General features: G+C 72.0%; 15 protein-coding genes. 9 read left to right on the top strand and 6 right to left on the bottom strand.

The window, feature by feature from the left end; genetic code table 11:
* Positions 1–94 precede the first annotated feature (94 nt).
* Complete coding sequence (gene mutM / locus AB0G84_RS23505; protein WP_361323994.1) at positions 95–1,021, top strand: bifunctional DNA-formamidopyrimidine glycosylase/DNA-(apurinic or apyrimidinic site) lyase; 927 nt, start codon at positions 95–97, stop codon at positions 1,019–1,021.
* Between the two features lie 37 nt (positions 1,022–1,058).
* On the opposite strand, the gene AB0G84_RS23500 is transcribed toward mutM, so the two are convergent.
* Complete coding sequence (locus AB0G84_RS23500) at positions 1,059–1,484, bottom strand: helix-turn-helix domain-containing protein (protein WP_361323991.1); 426 nt, start codon at positions 1,482–1,484, stop codon at positions 1,059–1,061.
* Between the two features lie 141 nt (positions 1,485–1,625).
* Between AB0G84_RS23500 and AB0G84_RS23495 the strand changes: the two genes are divergently transcribed.
* Positions 1,626–2,231, top strand: coding sequence for a flavodoxin family protein (locus AB0G84_RS23495; RefSeq protein WP_361323988.1), 606 nt, complete (start codon positions 1,626–1,628; stop codon positions 2,229–2,231).
* 128 nt (positions 2,232–2,359) lie between these two features.
* On the opposite strand, the gene AB0G84_RS23490 is transcribed toward AB0G84_RS23495, so the two are convergent.
* Positions 2,360–3,217, bottom strand: a complete 858-nt coding sequence (locus AB0G84_RS23490) for a CAP domain-containing protein (protein ID WP_361323985.1) — start codon at positions 3,215–3,217, stop codon at positions 2,360–2,362.
* A 253-nt stretch (positions 3,218–3,470) separates the two neighbouring features.
* Here AB0G84_RS23490 and AB0G84_RS23485 point away from each other — a divergent pair, with 253 nt between their 5' ends.
* From AB0G84_RS23485 to AB0G84_RS23470, 4 genes are all read left to right on the top strand, one after another.
* Positions 3,471–3,752: an acylphosphatase gene (locus AB0G84_RS23485; protein ID WP_361323982.1), complete on the top strand. Its 282-nt coding sequence runs from the start codon at positions 3,471–3,473 to the stop codon at positions 3,750–3,752.
* Between the two features lie 382 nt (positions 3,753–4,134).
* Positions 4,135–4,338, top strand: a complete 204-nt coding sequence (locus tag AB0G84_RS23480; protein WP_033266895.1) for a hypothetical protein — start codon at positions 4,135–4,137, stop codon at positions 4,336–4,338.
* A gap of 310 nt (positions 4,339–4,648) precedes the next feature.
* Positions 4,649–8,353, top strand: coding sequence for an AAA family ATPase (locus AB0G84_RS23475; RefSeq protein ID WP_361323979.1), 3,705 nt, complete (start codon positions 4,649–4,651; stop codon positions 8,351–8,353).
* A 278-nt stretch (positions 8,354–8,631) separates the two neighbouring features.
* Positions 8,632–10,050 (top strand): sugar porter family MFS transporter, encoded by a 1,419-nt coding sequence (locus AB0G84_RS23470; RefSeq protein ID WP_361323976.1) that lies wholly within the window; start codon positions 8,632–8,634, stop codon positions 10,048–10,050.
* A gap of 310 nt (positions 10,051–10,360) precedes the next feature.
* Here AB0G84_RS23470 and AB0G84_RS23465 read toward each other — a convergent pair whose 3' ends face one another.
* Positions 10,361–11,380, bottom strand: a complete 1,020-nt coding sequence (locus AB0G84_RS23465; RefSeq protein ID WP_361323973.1) for a helix-turn-helix domain-containing protein — start codon at positions 11,378–11,380, stop codon at positions 10,361–10,363.
* Between the two features lie 70 nt (positions 11,381–11,450).
* Between AB0G84_RS23465 and AB0G84_RS23460 the strand changes: the two genes are divergently transcribed.
* Entirely contained in the window at positions 11,451–11,801 is a 351-nt protein-coding gene (locus tag AB0G84_RS23460) for a cupin domain-containing protein (RefSeq protein ID WP_361323970.1), read from the top strand.
* A gap of 24 nt (positions 11,802–11,825) precedes the next feature.
* Here the strand turns inward: AB0G84_RS23460 and AB0G84_RS23455 are convergent, their stop codons facing one another.
* Positions 11,826–12,833: an LLM class flavin-dependent oxidoreductase gene (locus tag AB0G84_RS23455; protein WP_361323967.1), complete on the bottom strand. Its 1,008-nt coding sequence runs from the start codon at positions 12,831–12,833 to the stop codon at positions 11,826–11,828.
* Between the two features lie 101 nt (positions 12,834–12,934).
* Positions 12,935–14,434, bottom strand: a complete 1,500-nt coding sequence (locus AB0G84_RS23450; protein WP_361323964.1) for a cytosine permease — start codon at positions 14,432–14,434, stop codon at positions 12,935–12,937.
* A gap of 613 nt (positions 14,435–15,047) precedes the next feature.
* Between AB0G84_RS23450 and ftsY the strand changes: the two genes are divergently transcribed.
* Both ftsY and AB0G84_RS23440 read left to right on the top strand, forming a co-directional pair.
* On the top strand, positions 15,048–16,277 hold the full coding sequence (ftsY, locus tag AB0G84_RS23445) for a signal recognition particle-docking protein FtsY (RefSeq protein WP_361323961.1): 1,230 nt from the start codon (positions 15,048–15,050) through the stop codon (positions 16,275–16,277).
* A gap of 144 nt (positions 16,278–16,421) precedes the next feature.
* Positions 16,422–17,312 (top strand): alpha/beta hydrolase, encoded by an 891-nt coding sequence (locus AB0G84_RS23440; protein WP_361323958.1) that lies wholly within the window; start codon positions 16,422–16,424, stop codon positions 17,310–17,312.
* Positions 17,313–17,346: 34 nt separating this feature from the next.
* On the opposite strand, the gene AB0G84_RS23435 is transcribed toward AB0G84_RS23440, so the two are convergent.
* The gene (locus AB0G84_RS23435; RefSeq protein ID WP_361323955.1) at positions 17,347–18,009 is read right to left on the bottom strand and encodes a bifunctional DNA primase/polymerase; all 663 of its coding nucleotides are present in this window, start codon (positions 18,007–18,009) and stop codon (positions 17,347–17,349) included.
* Positions 18,010–18,440 lie beyond the last annotated feature (431 nt).

Here is an 18,440-nt window from a genome sequence, read left to right as displayed (position 1 = left end):
CCGTGCGGGGCGGCCCCACGCCGCCCCGTCCGGGGTCAGAAGTCTTTCCCGCCCCTGGCGCCCCTGCCGCCCCGCCGTCCCGAGGAGTCCCGCTGTGCCCGAGCTGCCCGAGGTCGAGGTCGTCCGCCGTGGACTGGAGCGCTGGGTCAGCGGCCGGACGATCGACGCCGTCGAGGTGTGCCATCCGCGGTCGGTCCGCCGGCACACGGCCGGGGCGGCCGACTTCGCCGCCCGGCTCAAGGGGCTGCGGCTCGGTACGGCCCGACGGCGCGGCAAGTACCTCTGGCTGCCGGTGACCGGCGGGGGGCCGGCCGCGCAGACCGCCGCCGAGGGCATTGCCCCCCTGGTCACCCCCTCCGTCACCCACGGCCTGGCGATCCTCGCCCACCTCGGGATGAGCGGACAGCTGCTGGTGCAGCCGCACGGCGCCCCCGACGAGAAGCACCTGCGCATCCGGATCCGCTTCGACGACGCCGTGGACACCGAGCTCCGCTTCGTCGATCAGCGCACCTTCGGCGGTCTCTCGCTGCACGACACGGTGCCCGGCGACCCCGACCACCTGCCCGACGTCATCGCGCACATCGCCCGCGATCCGCTCGACCCGGCCTTCGACGACACGGCCTTCCACGATGCGCTGCGCCGCTGCCGGACCACCGTCAAGCGGGCCCTGCTGGACCAGACGCTGATCAGCGGCGTCGGCAACATCTACGCCGACGAGGCGCTGTGGCGCAGCAAGCTGCACTACGACCGGCCCACGGCGACCTTCACCCGCCCGCGCACCGCCGAACTGCTCGGCCACATCCGGGAGGTGATGAACGAGGCGCTCGCCGTCGGCGGGACCAGCTTCGACAGCCTCTACGTCAACGTCAACGGCGAGTCGGGCTACTTCGAACGCTCCCTGGACGCCTACGGGCGCGAGGACGAGCCCTGCCGCCGCTGCGGCACCCCGATCCGCCGCCGCCCCTGGATGAACCGCTCCAGCTACTTCTGCCCGCGCTGCCAGCGGCCGCCGCGGGGCTGAGCGCGGCGCGGCCGGCACGCGGCGCGACGCACCCCGCTCACCCCTCGCCGCGCTCGGCGTCGTAGCGCTCCCGTGCGGCTATCACCTGGGGCATCCGGTCCTCCACCAGGTCGATCAGGGACCGCAGCCGGCCGGCCACCTGGAGCCCGAGCGGGGTGAGCGCGTAATCCACCCGGGGCGGGTTGGTCTGCTGCGCCTCGCGGTGCACGAGTCCGTCCCGCTCCAGTGCGTGCAGCGTCTGGGCCAGCATCTTCTCGCTGACGCCCGCCACCCGGCGGCGCAGTTCGTTGAAGCGGAACGTCCCGTCGAGCAGCGCGCCCAGCGTCAGGCTGCCCCACCGGTCGGTGATGTGCTTCAGCGCGTCCCGGGAGGGGCAGTCCCGCGCGAACACATCGAAGGCCAGGTCGTCCGGACAGCCGGGGGCGGAGTCCTCGGCGGTGCTGGGGGTGGTCTCGGTCGCCATGGGGTCACCATACCTCCGGGTAGCGCTAACCAGTGGGTTGCGCTTTCTAAAAGTTAGTGCTTCTCTTTCTCTCGTCGCCGCGACCGGCGCACACCCCCGGATGTCGACCGCCCGGGACCCATCACCATGAGGAGCCTCGCCATGACCAGCCCTGCCCTGCCCGCCCCCGTCGTCTCCCTCGCCTACCACTCCGGCTACGGGCACACCGCCGTACTGGCCGAGGCGGTGCGGGCCGGCGCCGCCGAGGCGGGTGCCACCGTCCACCTGATCAAGGTCGACGAGATCACCGACGCACAGTGGGCGCAGCTCGACGCCTCCGACGCGATCGTCTTCGGCTCCCCGACCTACATGGGCACCGCCTCCGGCGCCTTCCACGTCTTCGCCGAGGCGACCTCGGCCCGCTGGGCCACCCGGGCCTGGCAGGACAAGCTCGCCGCCGGCTTCACCAACTCCGCCTCCAAGAGCGGCGACAAGCTGCACACCCTGCAGTTCTTCACCGTGCTCGCCGCCCAGCACGGCATGACCTGGGTCGGCCTCAACCTGCTCCCGGGCTGGAACTCCTCCACCGCCTCCGAGAACGACCTGAACCGCCTGGGCTTCTTCCTGGGCGCGGCCGCCCAGTCCCCCAACGACCAGGGCCCCGAGGGCGTCCACAAGGCCGATGTCGCCACCGCCGAGCACCTCGGGCGCCGGATCGCCGAACAGGCCCGCATCGTCCTGGCGGGACGCGCCGCACTGGCCGCCTGACCGGGACCGGCCGGCCCCGGAGGGCCCGGACGCCGTACGCCCGCGCCGCCCCGTGATTCAGCACGGGGCGGCGCGGGCGTACGGATGCTTCCACCGTCAGGGGCGCGGCGACGGCGGGGACGGCCTGCTCAGAAGCCGAAGTCCTGGGTCCACCAGGGGCCGCCGGGTCCGAGGTGGACGCCGACGCCGAGTGTCTTGTACTCGCAGTTGAGGATGTTGGCGCGGTGGCCGGGGCTGTTCATCCAGGAGTCCATGACGGACTGGGCGTTGGCCTGGCCGCGGGCGATGTTCTCGCCGCCGAGGTCGGAGATGCCGGCGGCGCGGGCGCGGTCCCAGGGGCTGCGGCCGTCGGGATCGGTGTGGTCGAAGAAGCCGCGGGCGGCCATGTCATCGCTGAACTGCCCGGCGAGGTCGGCCAGTTCCTTGTCCGCGGTCACCGGCGAGCAGCCAACCTGGGCGCGCTCCTGGTTGACCAGGGTCAGCACCTGGGACTCGGCGGACGACTCGGCGTCGGGCGTCTTCGACGGGGCCGCAGACGTGCGCGGCGGTGCGGAGGACGGGCGGGCGGCGGGGGAGGAGGCGCGGTGCGAAGGCGTGGTCCCGCCCGGGGATTTGGCCTTCCGGTGCGGCGAGGGCGACGTCGAGGGCGTCATGGGGGTGGTGGGGCGGTCGGCCCCAGGGGTGGTGGCGCGGTCGCTGCTCCGGCTGGTCGGCGCCGTGGCGCGGTCGGACGGGGACGCCGACAGACCACCCATCGGCGTGCTGGCCTCCGGCAGGGCGCCGGTCCGCACCCGGTCCTGGTCGCCGCCGGGGCCGCCGTCGAACTGGCCGCCACCGGGGAGCAGTCCGGAGGCGACCGCCACGGCCCCCATCGCCACCGCGGCCGACACGCCGAGCAGTCCGGTGCGCACCGGGGCCCCGCCGCGACCTCGGGCCGCTCGGTGGGAGCGGTGTCCCGCCGGGTCGGCCGGTGCGCCCGGGTGCATGGCCGTCGGGGCGTCAACAGGCCCCGCACCGGAGGTTCCGGGCGGGTGGGGAGCAGAGCGTCGATGGCGGCCCATCCGCTGTCGTCCTTCCCCCGGTGCAAGCACCGGCACCACTGGAGCGGCTACCGCCGCACCGCCTTCCTGACGTCAAGATGACTCACCCGAAAGAGTGAGTCTCGCTGTCGGGGGACTGTACGCCATGGGCTCAGGGGGCGATGTGTTCGCTGAGCAATTGGCCAGTTAACGTGCACACATGAATGAAGCTGTCCGTGTGACCGCGTGGGTGCGTGGTCAGGTCCAGGGTGTCGGATTCCGTTGGTTCACCCGGGCCAACGCTCTTCGCATCGGCGAACTCGCCGGATTTGCAGTGAATCTCGGCGACGGCCGGGTGCAGGTGGTCGCCGAGGGACCCAAGGGCCACTGCGATCAGCTGCTGGAGTGGCTGCGGACCGGAGACACGCCCGGGCGGGTCGACGGAGTCACTGAGATATGGGACACGCCCCGCGGTGGCTACGACGGTTTCGAGATCCGCTGAAACGGCCCGCCGGAACCCTCCGTACGGCCGTCATCGGCGATCTTCACCGTGCGTCTTCGTCAGCTGCTTACGGGAGATAAGGCCTGGTGGTTGCCAACTCGGCCGACCCGTGCAAGGCTGCGGCTGTACGGATGATCTCTACGCCCCGGCGGGACCTTTCTGGAGAGTCGGCGCAGTGCCCTGAGGGCCGCGCACTCTCAGGCGCCCGAGGATACGGGGTGTGATCGTGTTGACCGTCAAACCGTTTGGTGAGACTCTGGAATCCCCGCGCACCTTAGCTGTTTGGCATTGAGTACACCAGAGAATGACAAGCACCGCGGGTGCGAATCCCTCACGACCCACACCGCTTCGGTCGGTCACTCATTGTGGAGGACCATCCATCATGGCAAAGGCGCTTCTCGGTTACGTCGGCGGCTCCGACCCCCGAGTCCTCTCCGAGATGCGACGGCTTCAGCAGCGCGTCCAAGACCTTGAATCCGAACTCATTCGGATGCAGGCCGAAAACGACATGCTGTCCGCTGCCGCACGTCGCGACGAGTCGGTGCTCGACATCGACGTACCCCAGGCGGAGCCCGCGCTCACCTGACCCCTCACCCCAGGGCCGGTAGGGCTGCTCGCCAGCCGCTTGAGGCACCGCTCTCTTCAAGATCTGCAAGGGACGCTTCGGCGTCCCTTCATCGTTTCCCGCTTCGTCGTCCCCCGCCCCACGACGCTGATGCGGCGCACCACGTGGCCACCGGTGTGGTGCCGCCCTTTCCTTACCGCATGATGTGCCCTGCGCTTTCGTTGGTGAAACCGAAAGCAACGGCGCGGTGTCCCCGGGGCGTACGCGGCCGCCCGAGGGACCCGGAATGTTGGGGCCGCCCGCCGAGAAGTGCCCGGTAGAGTCCAACGGCGTGCACCTCAAGAGTCTGACCCTGCGAGGCTTCAAGTCCTTCGCCTCCGCCACGACACTCCGGTTCGAACCGGGCATCACCTGCGTCGTGGGCCCCAACGGATCCGGCAAGTCCAATGTCGTGGACGCGCTCAGCTGGGTCATGGGCGAGCAGGGCGCCAAGTCGCTGCGCGGCGGGAAGATGGAGGACGTCATCTTCGCCGGGACCACCGGGCGCCCGCCGCTCGGCCGCGCCGAGGTCTCGCTCACCATCGACAACTCCGACGGTGCACTGCCGATCGAGTACGCCGAAGTCACCCTGACCCGGATCATGTTCCGCAACGGCGGCAGCGAGTACCAGATCAACGGGGACACCTGCCGGCTGCTCGACATCCAGGAGCTGCTCTCCGACTCCGGCATCGGCCGGGAGATGCACGTCATCGTCGGGCAGGGCCAGCTCGACTCGGTGCTGCACGCCGACCCGATGGGCCGCCGGGCGTTCATCGAGGAGGCCGCCGGCGTCCTCAAGCACCGCAAGCGCAAGGAGAAGGCGCTGCGGAAGCTGGAGGCGATGAAGGCGAACCTCGCCCGCGTCCAGGACCTCACAGACGAGCTGCGGCGCCAGCTCAAGCCGCTGGGCCGGCAGGCCGCGGTGGCCCGGCGCGCCGCCGTGATCCAGGCCGATCTGCGCGACGCCCGGCTGCGGCTGCTCGCCGACGACCTGGTCACCCTGCGCGAGGCGCTACGCGCGGAGATCGCGGACGAGGCAGCGCTCAAGGAGCGCAAGCAAGCCGCGGAAGAACGCCTCCGTACCGCCCAGCAGCGGGAGGCGGCGCTGGAGGAGGAGGTCCGTACCCTCACCCCGCGGGTACAGCGCGCCCAGCAGACCTGGTACGAGCTCTCGCAGCTGGCGGAGCGGGTGCGCGGCACGATCTCGCTGGCCGAGGCCCGGGTCAAGAGCGCCACGGCGGCCCCGCCGGAGGAGCGGCAGGGCCGTGACCCCGACGACATGGAGCGGGAGGCCGCCCGGATCCGCGAGCAGGAAGCGGAGTTGACCGCCGCTCTGGAGGCGGCGAGCCGGGCGCTGGAGGACACCGTCGAACACCGTGCCGGGCTGGAGCGGCAGTTGGCGGACGAGGAGCGCCGGCTGCGGGATGCCGCCCGGGCCCTCGCCGACCGGCGGGAGGGCCTGGCCCGGCTCAGCGGCCAGGTCACCGCCGCGCGTGGCCGCGCCGCCTCCGCCCAGGCGGAGATCGACCGGCTGGCCGAGGCCCGGGACGGTGCCCGGGAGCGGGCGGCCGCAGCCCAGGAGGAGTACGAACAGCTCAGGGCCGAGGTCGACGGGCTGGACGCGGACGACGAGGAGAGCGCGGCGGCGTACGAGGCGGCGCGTGCGCAGAGGGGGGAGGCGGAGGCCGCGCTGACCACCGCCCGGGAGGCGCTGACCTCGGCCGAGCGCCGGCGCGCCGCGACCGCCGCCCGGCATGACGCACTGGCGCCGGGACTGCGCCGCAAGGACGGCACCGGAGCCCTGCTGACCGCGTCCGACCGGCTCGCCGGAGTGCTTGGCCCGGCCGCCGAGCTGCTGACGGTCACCCCCGGCTTCGAGATCCCGGTCGCCGCCGCGCTCGGTGCGGCGGCGGATGCGGTGGCCGTCTCCGGTCCGGCCGCCGCCGCCGAGGCCATCCGGCTGCTGCGCACGCAGGACGCGGGGCGGGCGGCGATGGTGCTGGGGGCCGGCGGCAGCGGTACGGCGCGGGTGCCCGGGCCCGCTAAGGCGGTGGAGGCGGGCGCGTCCGTGCAGGTGCCGTCGCCGGCCGGGGCCGAGGAGGCCGGCGATGCGGCCGGGGCGGTGCGGGCCGCCTCGGCGTCCGGGGGCGTCGGGACCGCCGTGCACCGGGTGCCCGGGCCGCGCTCCGCGCCCGTACCCGCCGGCGAACTGGTCCAGGGGCCGCCGGAATTGACCGCCGCGGTGACCCGGCTGCTGCGCGACGTCGTGGTGGTGGGGACTCTGGAGGACGCCGAGGACCTGGTGGCCGCCCGACCCGAGGTGCTGGCCGTGACCGGCGAGGGCGATCTGCTGGGGACGCACTTCGCACAGGGCGGCTCCGCCGGTGCCCCGAGCCTGCTGGAGGTGCAGGCGTCGGTCGACGCGGCGGCGGCCGAGCTGGAGGAGCTGGCGGCGCACTGCGCGGAGCTGGAAGAGGCGCAGCGGGCCGCGGCCGGGCGGCGTACGGAGTGTGCCGCGCTGGTCGAGGAGTTGGCCGAGCGGCGGCGGGCGGCGGACCGGGAGAAGTCGAAGGTCGCCGGGGACCTGGGGCGGCTCGCCGGGCAGGCGCGGGCGGCCGCCGGCGAGGCGGAGCGGTCGGCCGCGGCCGCCGCCCGGGCCGAGGAGGCGCTGGTCCGCGCCACCGAGGAGGCCGAGGAGCTGGCCGAGCGGCTGGCGGTGGCTCAGGAGGACGACGGCGTGGCCGAGGAGGAGCCCGACACCTCCGTCCGGGACCGGCTGGCGGCCGACGGGGCCAATGCCCGGCAGACCGAGATGGAGGCCCGGCTCCAGGCGCGTACGCACGAGGAGCGGGTGAAGGGGCTGGCCGGCCGGGCGGACGCGCTGGACCGGGGGGCGCGGGCCGAGCGCGAGGCACGGGCGCGGGCCGAGCGGCGGCGCGCCCGGCTGCGACACGAGGCGGAGGTGGCCCGGGCGGTCGCCTCCGGGGCCCGGCAGTTGCTGGCGCATGTCGAGGTGTCGGTCGTACGGGCCGAGGAGGAGCGCGCCGCTGCGGACCGGGCCAAGGCCGGCCGGGAGCAGGCGCTGGCGGCCGAGCGGACGGCGGCCAGGGACCTCAAGGCCGAGCTGGACAAGTTGACCGACTCGGTGCACCGGGGCGAGGTGTTGGGCGCCGAGAAGCGGTTGCGGATCGAGCAGCTGGAGGGCCGGGCCCTGGAGGAGCTGGGGGTCGAGCCGGCCGCGCTGGTCGCCGAGTACGGCCCCGGCCAGCCCGTACCGCCGTCGCCGCCGGCCGAGGGCGAGGCACTGCCGGACGACCCCGGCCACCCGCGTAACCAGCCGGTGCCCTACGACCGGGCGGAGCAGGAGAAGCGGCTGAAGGCCGCCGAGCGGGCGTATCAGCAGCTCGGGAAGGTGAACCCGCTGGCGTTGGAGGAGTTCGCCGCGCTGGAGGAGCGGCACCAGTTCCTCAGCGAGCAGCTTGAAGACTTGAAGAAGACCCGGGCCGACCTGCTACAGGTGGTCAAGGAGGTCGACGAGCGGGTGGAGCAGGTCTTCACCGAGGCGTACCACGACACGGCACGGGAGTTCGAGGGCGTCTTCGCACGGCTCTTCCCGGGCGGCGAGGGGCGGCTGGTGCTGACCGACCCGGCCAACATGCTGGCGACCGGGGTCGATGTGGAGGCGCGTCCGCCGGGCAAGAAGGTCAAGCGGCTCTCCCTGCTGTCCGGCGGGGAGCGGTCGCTGACCGCGGTGGCGCTGCTGGTGTCCATCTTCAAGGCCCGGCCCAGCCCGTTCTACGTGATGGACGAGGTCGAGGCGGCGCTGGACGACACCAATCTGCAGCGTCTGATCCGGATCATGGAGGAGCTGCAGGAGAGCTCCCAGCTCATCGTGATCACGCACCAGAAGCGCACGATGGAGGTCGCGGACGCCCTCTACGGGGTATCGATGCAGGGTGACGGCGTTTCGAAGGTGATCAGCCAGCGGCTGCACTGACACCGTGGTGGTGCCCGGGCGGAACGGTGCGCCGGGTGTGCGCCGATCGCTCGGAGTGTCCGACGAGGCATCAGTTTCATATTGATTCAGAACTTGAACGAACGTCCCCTCAGGTGACCGGGAAACAAATCCATCACGTCCTATTGACTTCGAAACTTGAAGGCATAGTCTCTGCAACGTTGCTTTTACCTTCAAGTGGTGGGTACCCCCAACCTATGCACCACTAGAAGGGCCAGCCCCCGATGCCCGGCAGCGCAGCCGGGCCACTGGAGTTCACGTTGACCAGCACCGCGCAGCCGACGGTCCCGGAAGGCCGCAAGGCCCATCCCGACCACCTCGGCCATGTCATCTTCATCACCGCGGCTGCCGCGATGGGCGGCTTTCTCTTCGGCTACGACAGCTCCGTCATCAACGGCGCGGTCGAGGCGATCCGCAGCCGTTACGAGGTCGGGTCCGCCGTACTCGCCCAGGTGATCGCCATTGCGCTGATCGGCTGTGCCATCGGCGCCGCCACCGCCGGCCGGCTCGCCGACCGGATAGGCCGTATCCGCGTGATGCAGATCGCCTCGGTGCTGTTCACCATCAGTGCCGTCGGCTCGGCCCTGCCGTTCGCCCTGTGGGACCTGGCCTTCTGGCGGATCGTCGGCGGTTTTGCGATCGGTATGGCGTCGGTGATCGGCCCGGCCTACATCGCCGAGGTCTCGCCGTCCGCCTACCGTGGCCGGCTCGGCTCGTTCCAGCAGGCCGCGATCGTCGTCGGCATCGCGATCTCCCAGCTCGTCAACTGGGGCATCCTCAACCTCGCCGACGGCGAGCAGCGCGGCAAGATCGCCGGTCTTGAGGCCTGGCAGTGGATGCTCGGCGTGATGGTCATCCCGGCCGTCCTCTACGGTCTGCTCTCCTTCGCGATCCCCGAGTCGCCCCGCTTCCTGATCTCCATCGGCAAGGTGGACCGCGCCAAGGAGGTGCTCACCGAGGTCGAGGGCCACTCCGTCAACCTGGAGACCCGGGTCCACGAGATCCAGGAGGCGATGCGCCGCGAGCACAAGTCGACGTTCAAGGACCTGCTTGGCAGCAAGAGGGGCTTCCTGCCGATCGTCTGGGTCGGTATCGGTCTGTCGGTCTTCCAGCAGCTGGTCGGCATCAACGTCGCCTTCTACTACTCCTCGGCGCTGTGGCAGTCCGTCGGCATCGACCCGAGCAGCTCGTTCTTCTACAGCTTCACCACGTCGATCATCAACATCATCGGCACCGTCATCGCGATGATCTTTGTCGACCGGATCGGCCGCCGTCCGCTGGCGCTGATCGGCTCCGCCGGTATGGCGATCGCCCTGGGCCTGGAGGCCTGGGCCTTCTCCGCCAAGACCGCGGCCGGCACCCTGCCGTCGACCGAGGGCACCGTGGCGCTGATCGCCGCCCATGTCTTCGTGCTCTTCTTCGCGCTCTCCTGGGGCGTGGTGGTCTGGGTCTTCCTCGGCGAGATGTTCCCGAACAAGATCCGCGCCGCTGCGCTCGGCGTCGCCGCCTCGGCACAGTGGATCGCCAACTGGGCCATCACGGCCAGCTTCCCGAGCCTGTCCGACTGGAACCTCTCGGGTACGTATGTGATCTACGCATTCTTCGCCCTGCTCTCGATCCCCTTCGTGCTGAAGTACGTCAAGGAGACGAAGGGCAAGGCGTTGGAGGAGATGGGCTAACCCCCCCGCCAGTCCGTCTCCTCAGTTCTGGGTACTGCCCCGGCTCGACGTCGAGCCGGGGCAGTAGCTTTCCCCGGGCATTCCTGGGCCGCCCCGGCTTTCCTCGCCTTGCGACGGTTTTTGCGCGGCCCTTTCCTCGGCCTTTCACGGTCTTTCCTGGCCTTGCGGGGGCCTTTCGCCGTCTTTCGCTTGCTCTTCACGCTCCTTGCGGAACCTTCTGCACTTCTCCGTGGCCCTGGCGCCGTGACTCCCGCACCCGGGACTCCTCTGACGTGGTCCGGGCGGGGCCTGAGGGGTGGTTGCGTGTGCCTCAGCCGCCGTCGACCGTGGCCCGGAACGCCCTTCGGTAGCCCGCCGGGGTGGTGTGCAGGGCCTGCTGAAAACGGCGGCGCAGATTGGTCGCCGAGGACAGCCCGACCCGTACCGCGACCGCCTCGACGGGCAGGTCGGTCTCCTCCAGCAGGGTGCGGGCCGCGCCGATCCGGCGGCCGAGCAGCCACCGGCCGGGGCTGGTGCCGAGCTGGTCGGCGAACCGGCGAGCCAGAGTGCGGGGGGAGACCCGCAGGTGGCCGGCCATGTCCTCGACGGACACCGGCTCGGCCAGCCGGCCGTTCACCCAGTCCAGCAGCGGAGCCAGCGACAGGTCCATCGCGAGCGCGGGGTCGATACGGTCCGCCGGCGGCGCCGCGTACTGGGCCTGGCCGCCCTCGCGGTGCGGAGGCATCACCATATGACGGGCGATCCGCGCGGCGTGCGCGGCGCCGTGGTCGTTGCGGACGAGGTGCAGACACAGGTCGACGCCGGCGGCGGCACCCGCGCTGGTGGCCACGTCGCCGTGGTCGATGTAGAGCACCCCGGGGTCGACGGTGATCCGGGGGAAGCGGTCCGCCAGTTCGGCCGCCCGCGCCCAGTGGGTGGTCGCCCGCCGGCCGTCCAGCAGGCCGGTCCGGGCCAGTGCGAAGGCGCCGGAGCAGATGCTGACCAGTCGGGCGCCGTTCCGGTGCGCCGCGAGCAGGGCCTCGTGGACGGCGGGCGCCAGCGGTTCGTCCGGCGGGATCCAGCCCGGGATGACGACGGTGTCCGCCGTGGCCAGCGCGGACAGACCGGCGGTCACGAGCATGGCGTAGCCGGCCGTGGTCGGCACCGGACCGGGAACCTCGGTGCACACCGTGAGGTCGTAGTGGGCGGGCAGGCCGGTGCGGCGGGTGCCGAACACCTCGGCGGCGATGCCGAGTTCAAAGGGTGCCTGGGGCGGGTGGACCAGCACCACCACCCGGTGCCGCGGTGCGTCCTCGCCCGGTGAGGGTACGGACGGGCGAGTGGAAGGCATGGCAGGAAAGTACCGCAGGACGTCATTCCTGACACTGCCGACGAAGGGGCCGGACGGCGAGGGTGGGGGCATGACACAGCACAGCACGGCGACCAGCGGTCGGGAGATGGACGGTTATGTGTGGGCGGCGGTGGCCGACGCACCGGTGAAGGAGCTGTTTCCCGGAGTCCGGGTCCGCCCCCTGTGGACGGGGGACAACGGGGCCAAGGCCCAGGTGGTGGAGATCGACCCGGGCGGCACCTGGGAGGGCATCGATGTACACGAGCCGGGGCCCGAGGAGGTCTTCGTCGTCGCGGGCACCTTCCACGACGGTTTCGGTGACCATCCGGCAGGGTCGTTCCTGCACGCCCCCGCCGGTTCCTGGCACATCCCGCGTTCGGACACCGGCTGCACCCTCTTCGTCTTCTATCCGGAGGGGTGAGGCCCGAAGTCCGGCTGCCCCGCGTCAGCCCGTGAGGTGGGGCAGCACCCGCTCGGCGAACAGGTGCAGGGAGCGCCAGCCCTCGTCCACCGGCAGCCCGCCGCACAGCGGATGCAGGATCAACGAGCCCTCGGTGCCCGCCTCTTGGGCCAGTCGCAGGCACTCCTCGGGGGTGACGATGCGGTAGACCCCTTCCTTGCGCAGCGACTCGGTGTCCGGCGCGGACGAGCACACCGCGGACCGGATGCCGGCGGACTGCCAGGAGGCGTAGGTCTGCGCCTCGTACAGCAGATGGCTGCCGTACGCGGCCCAGGTCCGGTCCGGGTCCTCGGAGAGGTGCAGCAGACAGGTCCGCTCGGGCGGCTGCATCACCCAGCCGTCGGTGCCGAAGGTGGTCCGCTGCTGGTGGTAGTAGGCCTCCAGCCCGGGGAGGCGGGCGCTGGGGAAGAAGGGTAGCCCCAGCCGGGCGGCGCGCCGGGCCGCGGCCCGCGAACTGCCGCCGACCAGCAGCATGGGGTGCGGCCGGGTGAACGGACGCGGGGTGACCTGAACGGTACGCCCCCGGTAGGGGAAGGGCTCACCGGTCCAGGCGGACAGCAGGGTCCGCAGCACCTCGTCCTGGAGTGCGCCGCGGCCCGGCCAGTCCTTGCCGTGCGCCGCGTACTCCTCGGGCCGGTAACCGATGCCCGCGACGGTGACCAGCCGGCCACCGCTGAGCAGGTCGAGCGTGGCGAGGTCCGCGGCCAGCCGCAGCGGGTCGTGCAGCGGGGTGATCAGGGCGGAGACGGTGACGCCGATGCGGCGGGTGGCGCCGAAGACCGCGCCGGCGAAGGTGAGCGGGGAGGGCATCCAGCCGTTGGTGGTGGCGTGGTGCTCCTCGGTCTGGATCATGGTGAGGCCGCGGTCGTCGGCGAAGGCCGCCATCTCGACGGCCGCCCGGTAGCGGGCGGAGAGCCCGGCCGGCTCGGGCGCGGGATCGACGAGGTTGAAGCGCACGACGGTGACGGGCGGTCGGGAGGGTAGCGCAGACATGGCAAACGTCCCCTTCGCCAAGGTAGTTGGCGAAGGGGACGTTAGCTGACGCCTCGTCAGATCACTAGAGGGCGGCCCGTCGTGCAGGGGAGGGGCCGGGCTCAGCCCACCTCTACCGGGTGGTGGGCCTTGGCCGGTTCCTCGGCAGGCTCGTCGGCCGGTGCGGCCGGGGCGTTCTCCCGGGGCGCCGGCAGGACCGCGAAGACCGCCGCGGACAGCGCGATGGTGGCCGCCCAGCCCAGTCCGTTCGCGCCGATCCAGGTGGTGGCCAGCGGCCCGGTGAACCACTGGACCTTGGTGAAGCACAGGCCCGCCGCCAGCGCCACCGCCCAGGCGGTCATGGCCTGCCAGCAGAAGCCGCCGGTGTACCAGTAGCGGCTGGTGCGGCCGGTGTTCATCAGGCTCTCGGCGTCATAGCGCACGGCCAGCTTGCGGCGGCGGGCCATGTCGATGCCGTAGACGCCGATCCAGGCGGAGAAGGAGACCGCGAGCAGCGTCAGGAAGGCGATGAACTGGCCGATGAAGTCCTTGGCCACCAGCATCATGAACAGGCCGCCGACCAGACTGATCACGGCATTGATGCTCACCGCCAGGGCACGCGGCAGCTTGACGCCCATGGTCTGGGCGGTGAAGCCCGCGGAGTACATCGACAGGCTGTTGATCAGCATCATGCCGATCAGTGCGGTGATCAGGTACGGGATCGCGATGGCGCTCGGCAGGGCGTCCCCGAGGAACGACATCGGGTCGGTGTTCTGGTTGGCCAGCGATGGCTTGGACACCGCCATCACGCCGCCCATCAGCACCATCGGAACCAGCACCAGGGCCGCGCCGGAGATGGTGGTACTGACGATCTTCTTGCCGGAGGCGGAGTGCGGGAGGTAGCGCGCGAAGTCCGGGCCGGTGGGCACCCAGCTGATGCCGCCGGCCGCGATGGTGCCGATCCCCGCGACCATCAGCGCGGCGTCGCCCGGCGCCTTGTGGAGGATGTCGCTCCAGGGCATCTTGACGACCAGGTAGACCAACACGACCACGCTGATCGCGCTGAACAGGTACGTCGAGTACTTGTTGCACACGTTCAGCGCCTTGCGGCCCATACCGCTCACCAGGAACGTGCAGGCGACGAAGCCGAGAAGGGTCACCACGACCAGGACGTCGTTCGGCTTGATGCCGAAGACCAGGCGCAGCACGGTCAGGATGGCGTACGCGCCGGTGACCGCGTTGATCGTCTCCCAGCCGAAGCGGGCGACCCACAGGATCGCGCCCGGGAAGTAGTTGCCGCGCACGCCGAAGGTGGCGCGGGAGAGCATCGCGCCCGGTGCCCCGCCCCACTTGCCGGAGACCGACAGCAGGCCGACCAGGCCGAACGACACGGCGGAGGCGATGGCTGCCACCGCCAGCACCTGCCAGAGGTTCAGGCCGTTGTTGATCACCAGCGAGGCGCCCATGGTGAGCAGCAGCACGCTGATGTTGGCGGCGACCCAGGTGGGGAAGAGTTCGCGGACCCTGCCCCGGCGCTCGTGATCGGGGACCGGTTCGATGCCGCGGGTCTCCACGGCTCCTTCGGCGGCGGGCGTGGAAGTGGACGTGGTGCTGGTGCCCATTGGTGCAGGTATCTCCGTGCGGGGATCTGGGAGGCACCCCCGGGAGAGGAGGTGCAGGCAGCGGCTTTGGTGCCTGGCCAGAAATCGGTTGCCAGGACTCTACGCGCGTTGCGAGGCCGTCCACCATCGTACTTTGATCCAACTTCTGCCACTCTGCACCGTTGGACCCCTGAACGACATCGAGTGTCACCCAGACTCGTCGAAGCGTCCAGTCGACCCCTCTGGCCAGGTCGGGGCGAGGGCGGGAGCTTCATTGGCTCGCGCCCCGGGGCAGCCTCGCCCGGAGCGGCTCCCAGGGGCGCCGGTGGGCAGGAAGAGTCAGATCTCCTCGCCGGGCCGCTTCAGTGGCGCCGCGCGGCGCCCGGTTCAGGCCATGACGCCGTGTTCGGGCCATCGAGTCCGCCCGTATCCGGCCAACGACCCCGCCCGCATCAGGCCGTCGTCGGGCATCCGGATCCCCGTGCCGCTGCTCCCTGCGCAGGTCCCGCTGTCCCGGGGGTGCGAGGGGAGTCGTATCGGGCCTGACGCGTCGCGAGCCCAATCCGGATGCCCGGCATCCAGATTCGGCGCGTGCGGTCCCCACGGAGGGGCCGTGACTGATACTGGAGGGGTTATGGAATTCGTCATCCTTGCCGTAGTCATCGCCGTGGTCGTGCTCGGCGCGATCAGCGGGCTCGTCATCAGCGGTCGCAAGAAGAAGCAGCTGCCGCCGCCCCCGCCGGCTGCCCCCAAGCCCTCCGTCACCGCGCCCCCTGCCGAACCGCAGGTCGGTGAGGAGGCCGAGACCCCCAGCGACGAAGACCGTCGCACCATCGAAGAAGTCACGCTGCCCACCGCCGAGGCCCCCGCGGCCGAGGCTCCGGCCGTCGAGCCGGAGGCGCCCGCCGCCCCCGAGGTCGAGGTTCCCGAGCCCACCGCGGGCCGGCTGGTCCGGCTGCGCGCCCGGCTCTCCCGCTCCCAGAGCACCCTGGGCAAGGGCCTGCTGACCCTGCTCTCCCGCGAACACCTCGACGAGGACACCTGGGAGGAGATCGAGGACACCCTGCTGACCGCGGACGTCGGCGTCACCCCGACCCAGGAGCTGGTCGAGCGGCTGCGTGAGCGGGTCAAGGTGCTCGGCACCCGCACCCCCGAGGACCTGCGCGAACTCCTCCGTGAGGAGCTGCTCGCCCTCATCGGCACCGACCTCGACCGCACCGTCCACACCGCGAACGGCATCGGCAACGGCGGCGATGAGATCCCCGGCGTGGTGATGGTCGTCGGCGTCAACGGCACCGGCAAGACCACCACGACCGGCAAGCTCGCCCGGGTGCTGGTCGCCGACGGCAAGTCCGTGGTCCTCGGCGCCGCCGACACCTTCCGCGCCGCCGCCGCCGATCAGCTGCAGACCTGGGGCGAGCGGGTCGGTGCCCGTACGGTCCGCGGTCCCGAGGGCGGTGACCCGGCCTCCATCGCCTTCGACGCGGTCAAGGAGGGCATCGCCGAGTCCGCCGACGTCGTACTGATCGACACCGCGGGCCGTCTGCACACCAAGACCGGCCTGATGGACGAGCTCGGCAAGGTCAAGCGGGTCGTCGAGAAGCACGGCCCGGTCGGCGAGGTGCTGCTCGTCCTCGACGCCACCACCGGCCAGAACGGCCTGGTGCAGGCCAGGGTCTTCGCCGAGGTCGTGGACATCACCGGTGTGGTGCTCACCAAGCTCGACGGCACCGCCAAGGGCGGCATCATCGTCGCCGTCCAGCGCGAACTGGGCGTCCCGGTCAAGCTCGTCGGCCTCGGCGAGGGAGCGGACGACCTGGCGCCGTTCGAGCCGGAGGCGTTCGTCGACGCCCTCATCGATTGACCGGCCCGACCCGGCCGGCACACCTGACCGGCCGGCCCGATCCGCCGCCGGGGCACCGACCGCCCCGGCCGCTCCGGCCCCCGGACCCGCATGCGGCGGGTACCGGGGGCCGGCGCATGCCGGGGGAACCGGCACCCTGGGGGCATGACCTTACGCATCACCGCGCCGGCCCGTACCGGCACCGAACGCCTCCCTGACGGACGACTGCTGGGCTGGGCGGAGTGGGGCCCGGCCGACGGCACACCGGTGCTGTTCTCCCCGGGCGCGGCCACCAGCCGGCGGCTGGGCTTCGGTGCCGCGGCCGTCGAGGCACTCCGCATCCGGCTGATCAGCCTGGACCGCCCCGGGCTGGGCGCCTCCTCGCCGGCTCCCGGGCGCACCTTCACCGACTTCGCCGCGGACGTGGGGGAGTTCGCCGCCCGGCGCGGCCTGGGGCGGCCCGCCATGGTCGGCAACTCGCAGGGCGCGCCGTTCGCCCTCGCCTGCGCCGCCGAGGGCGTGACCGGGCCCCTGGCAGTGGTCTCCGGAGCGGACGAGATCGCCGAGCCGCGGTTCGCCAAGGCACTGCCGGACGAACTGCGCCGGCTCGTCGGCCTGTCGGTCGCCGACCCGGACGCCGCGGAGCGGGTCTTCGCCGGCCTCACCCCGCAGGCCATGTGGGACATGGTGCTGACCGGCAGCCCGGACAGCGACCGCGCCGTCTACGAGGAGCCCGCCTTCGCCGCCGCCTACCGGCGGGCGCTCCAGGAGGCCTTCGCCCCCGGGCCCGGAGGGTACGCACGGGACACCGCGCTGGCCATGGGCCGCTGGGGCATCGCGCTCTCCTCCCTCACCGTCCCGGTGGACCTGTGGTACGGGACCGAGGACACCGCTCACTCACCGGACCAGGGGGCCGGACTGACGCTGCGGATCCCCGGAGCCGTCCGGCACCTCGTACCCGGCATCGGCGGTGCGGTGCTGTGGACCCACGCCGAGGCCATCCTCCGTACCCTCCTGGGTCGGGCCGGGCGGACGGCGGGGGCCGGTACACCGTGACGCTGCCGCGCCACGACGGCACCCCGGCACCGGTTCACCCGCACAGGCGGGCGCACACATACGCCAGGGTGCCGACGACCAGCCGCGCCTGGGGCGGGCGGGCGGTGTCCAGGGAGGGCGGGCGCAGCCAGCGCACCGGTCCCCGGCCGGCGAGGTCGGAGGGCGGCGCGGTGAGGTGGTCACCGAGGCCCAGGGTGCGCAGGTCGAGGGCGGCGTCGTCCCAGCCCATCCGGTAGAGCAGATCCGGGAGTTCGGCCGCCGCACCCGGCGCGACGAAGAACAGCGCCCGGCCGGTCGGCGTCGCGGCCACCGGCCCCAGCGGCAGCCCCATCCGCTCCAGGCGTCCCAGCGCGTTACGGCCCGCCGGCTCCGGTACGTCCAGGACGTCGAAGGCCCGGCCCACCGGGAGGAGGACCGCGGCGCCCGGCGTCCGGGCCCATGCCGCCGCGGCCTTCTCCAGCGTGGCGCCGGCCGCCAGCTCCTCGCCGAAGGCGAGCGGATGGGCGCCGGGGGAGGGGCAGTCGGGGGCGCCGCAGGAGCACTCCGTACGGCCGCCCGCCCGGGCCGCCCGTGCACCGGGGACGACGTCCCAGCCCCACAGTCCGGTGTACTCCGCCACCGCCGTGATCTCGGACGAGCGGGCGCGGCGCCGGGAAGCGGAACGCATCTCCCGGATGCCGCCGATCGTGAAGCCCATGCCCCCTCCAACGGGTGGTGCGTGCCAGTGGTTACGAGACGGTGGTTGACGACGGTGCGCCGTTCACGCTCCGTCGACGACCCACGGGAACTGTGGTGCGACGGAGCGCGGCCGGTAGTGCGGTCCGTGCCGTGAGCCCTCGTGCACTTCGTTCCGCCCAGCCGTACTCGACCTGTGTCAAGTCAATCGTGCGAGCTCGCCAAGGAGTTCATTCGAAGGGGTGGCGAATGGTGGCGTTTCCCCGGTCGCCCTCGCGAGGGGCGTGATCGTAGGATTACTTTCGGTGCACGAACCCCCGAGAGGCATCGTTCGCACGGGTATGCCGGTGGCAACGCACCGGTTCACCGCAGGCCAAGAGGTGTGGCCGGATTCCGTGATCGGGTAGATGTACCCCGGACGGGCACCGCAACAGGCGGCGGTCCGTGGGTGGT

The organism is Streptomyces sp. NPDC020742 (assembly GCF_040641675.1).
Taxonomy (GTDB): Bacteria; Actinomycetota; Actinomycetes; order Streptomycetales; family Streptomycetaceae; genus Streptomyces.
Note: the sequence above shows the minus strand (reverse complement) of the source record. Positions and strands in the feature narration are given on the sequence as shown.

Excerpts from the sequence above, each read along its gene's own strand:
- AB0G84_RS23500 (WP_361323991.1), bottom strand. The coding sequence starts at position 1,484 with ATGGCGACCGAGACCACCCCCAGCACCGCCGAGGACTCCGCCCCCGGC.
- AB0G84_RS23495 (WP_361323988.1), top strand. The coding sequence starts at position 1,626 with ATGACCAGCCCTGCCCTGCCCGCCCCCGTCGTCTCCCTCGCCTACCAC.
- AB0G84_RS23490 (WP_361323985.1), bottom strand. The coding sequence starts at position 3,217 with ATGCACCCGGGCGCACCGGCCGACCCGGCGGGACACCGCTCCCACCGA.
- AB0G84_RS23485 (WP_361323982.1), top strand. The coding sequence starts at position 3,471 with ATGAATGAAGCTGTCCGTGTGACCGCGTGGGTGCGTGGTCAGGTCCAG.
- AB0G84_RS23480 (WP_033266895.1), top strand. The coding sequence starts at position 4,135 with ATGGCAAAGGCGCTTCTCGGTTACGTCGGCGGCTCCGACCCCCGAGTC.
- AB0G84_RS23465 (WP_361323973.1), bottom strand. The coding sequence starts at position 11,380 with ATGCCTTCCACTCGCCCGTCCGTACCCTCACCGGGCGAGGACGCACCG.
- AB0G84_RS23460 (WP_361323970.1), top strand. The coding sequence starts at position 11,451 with ATGACACAGCACAGCACGGCGACCAGCGGTCGGGAGATGGACGGTTAT.
- AB0G84_RS23455 (WP_361323967.1), bottom strand. The coding sequence starts at position 12,833 with ATGTCTGCGCTACCCTCCCGACCGCCCGTCACCGTCGTGCGCTTCAAC.
- AB0G84_RS23450 (WP_361323964.1), bottom strand. The coding sequence starts at position 14,434 with ATGGGCACCAGCACCACGTCCACTTCCACGCCCGCCGCCGAAGGAGCC.
- ftsY (WP_361323961.1), top strand. The coding sequence starts at position 15,048 with ATGGAATTCGTCATCCTTGCCGTAGTCATCGCCGTGGTCGTGCTCGGC.
- AB0G84_RS23440 (WP_361323958.1), top strand. The coding sequence starts at position 16,422 with ATGACCTTACGCATCACCGCGCCGGCCCGTACCGGCACCGAACGCCTC.
- AB0G84_RS23435 (WP_361323955.1), bottom strand. The coding sequence starts at position 18,009 with ATGGGCTTCACGATCGGCGGCATCCGGGAGATGCGTTCCGCTTCCCGG.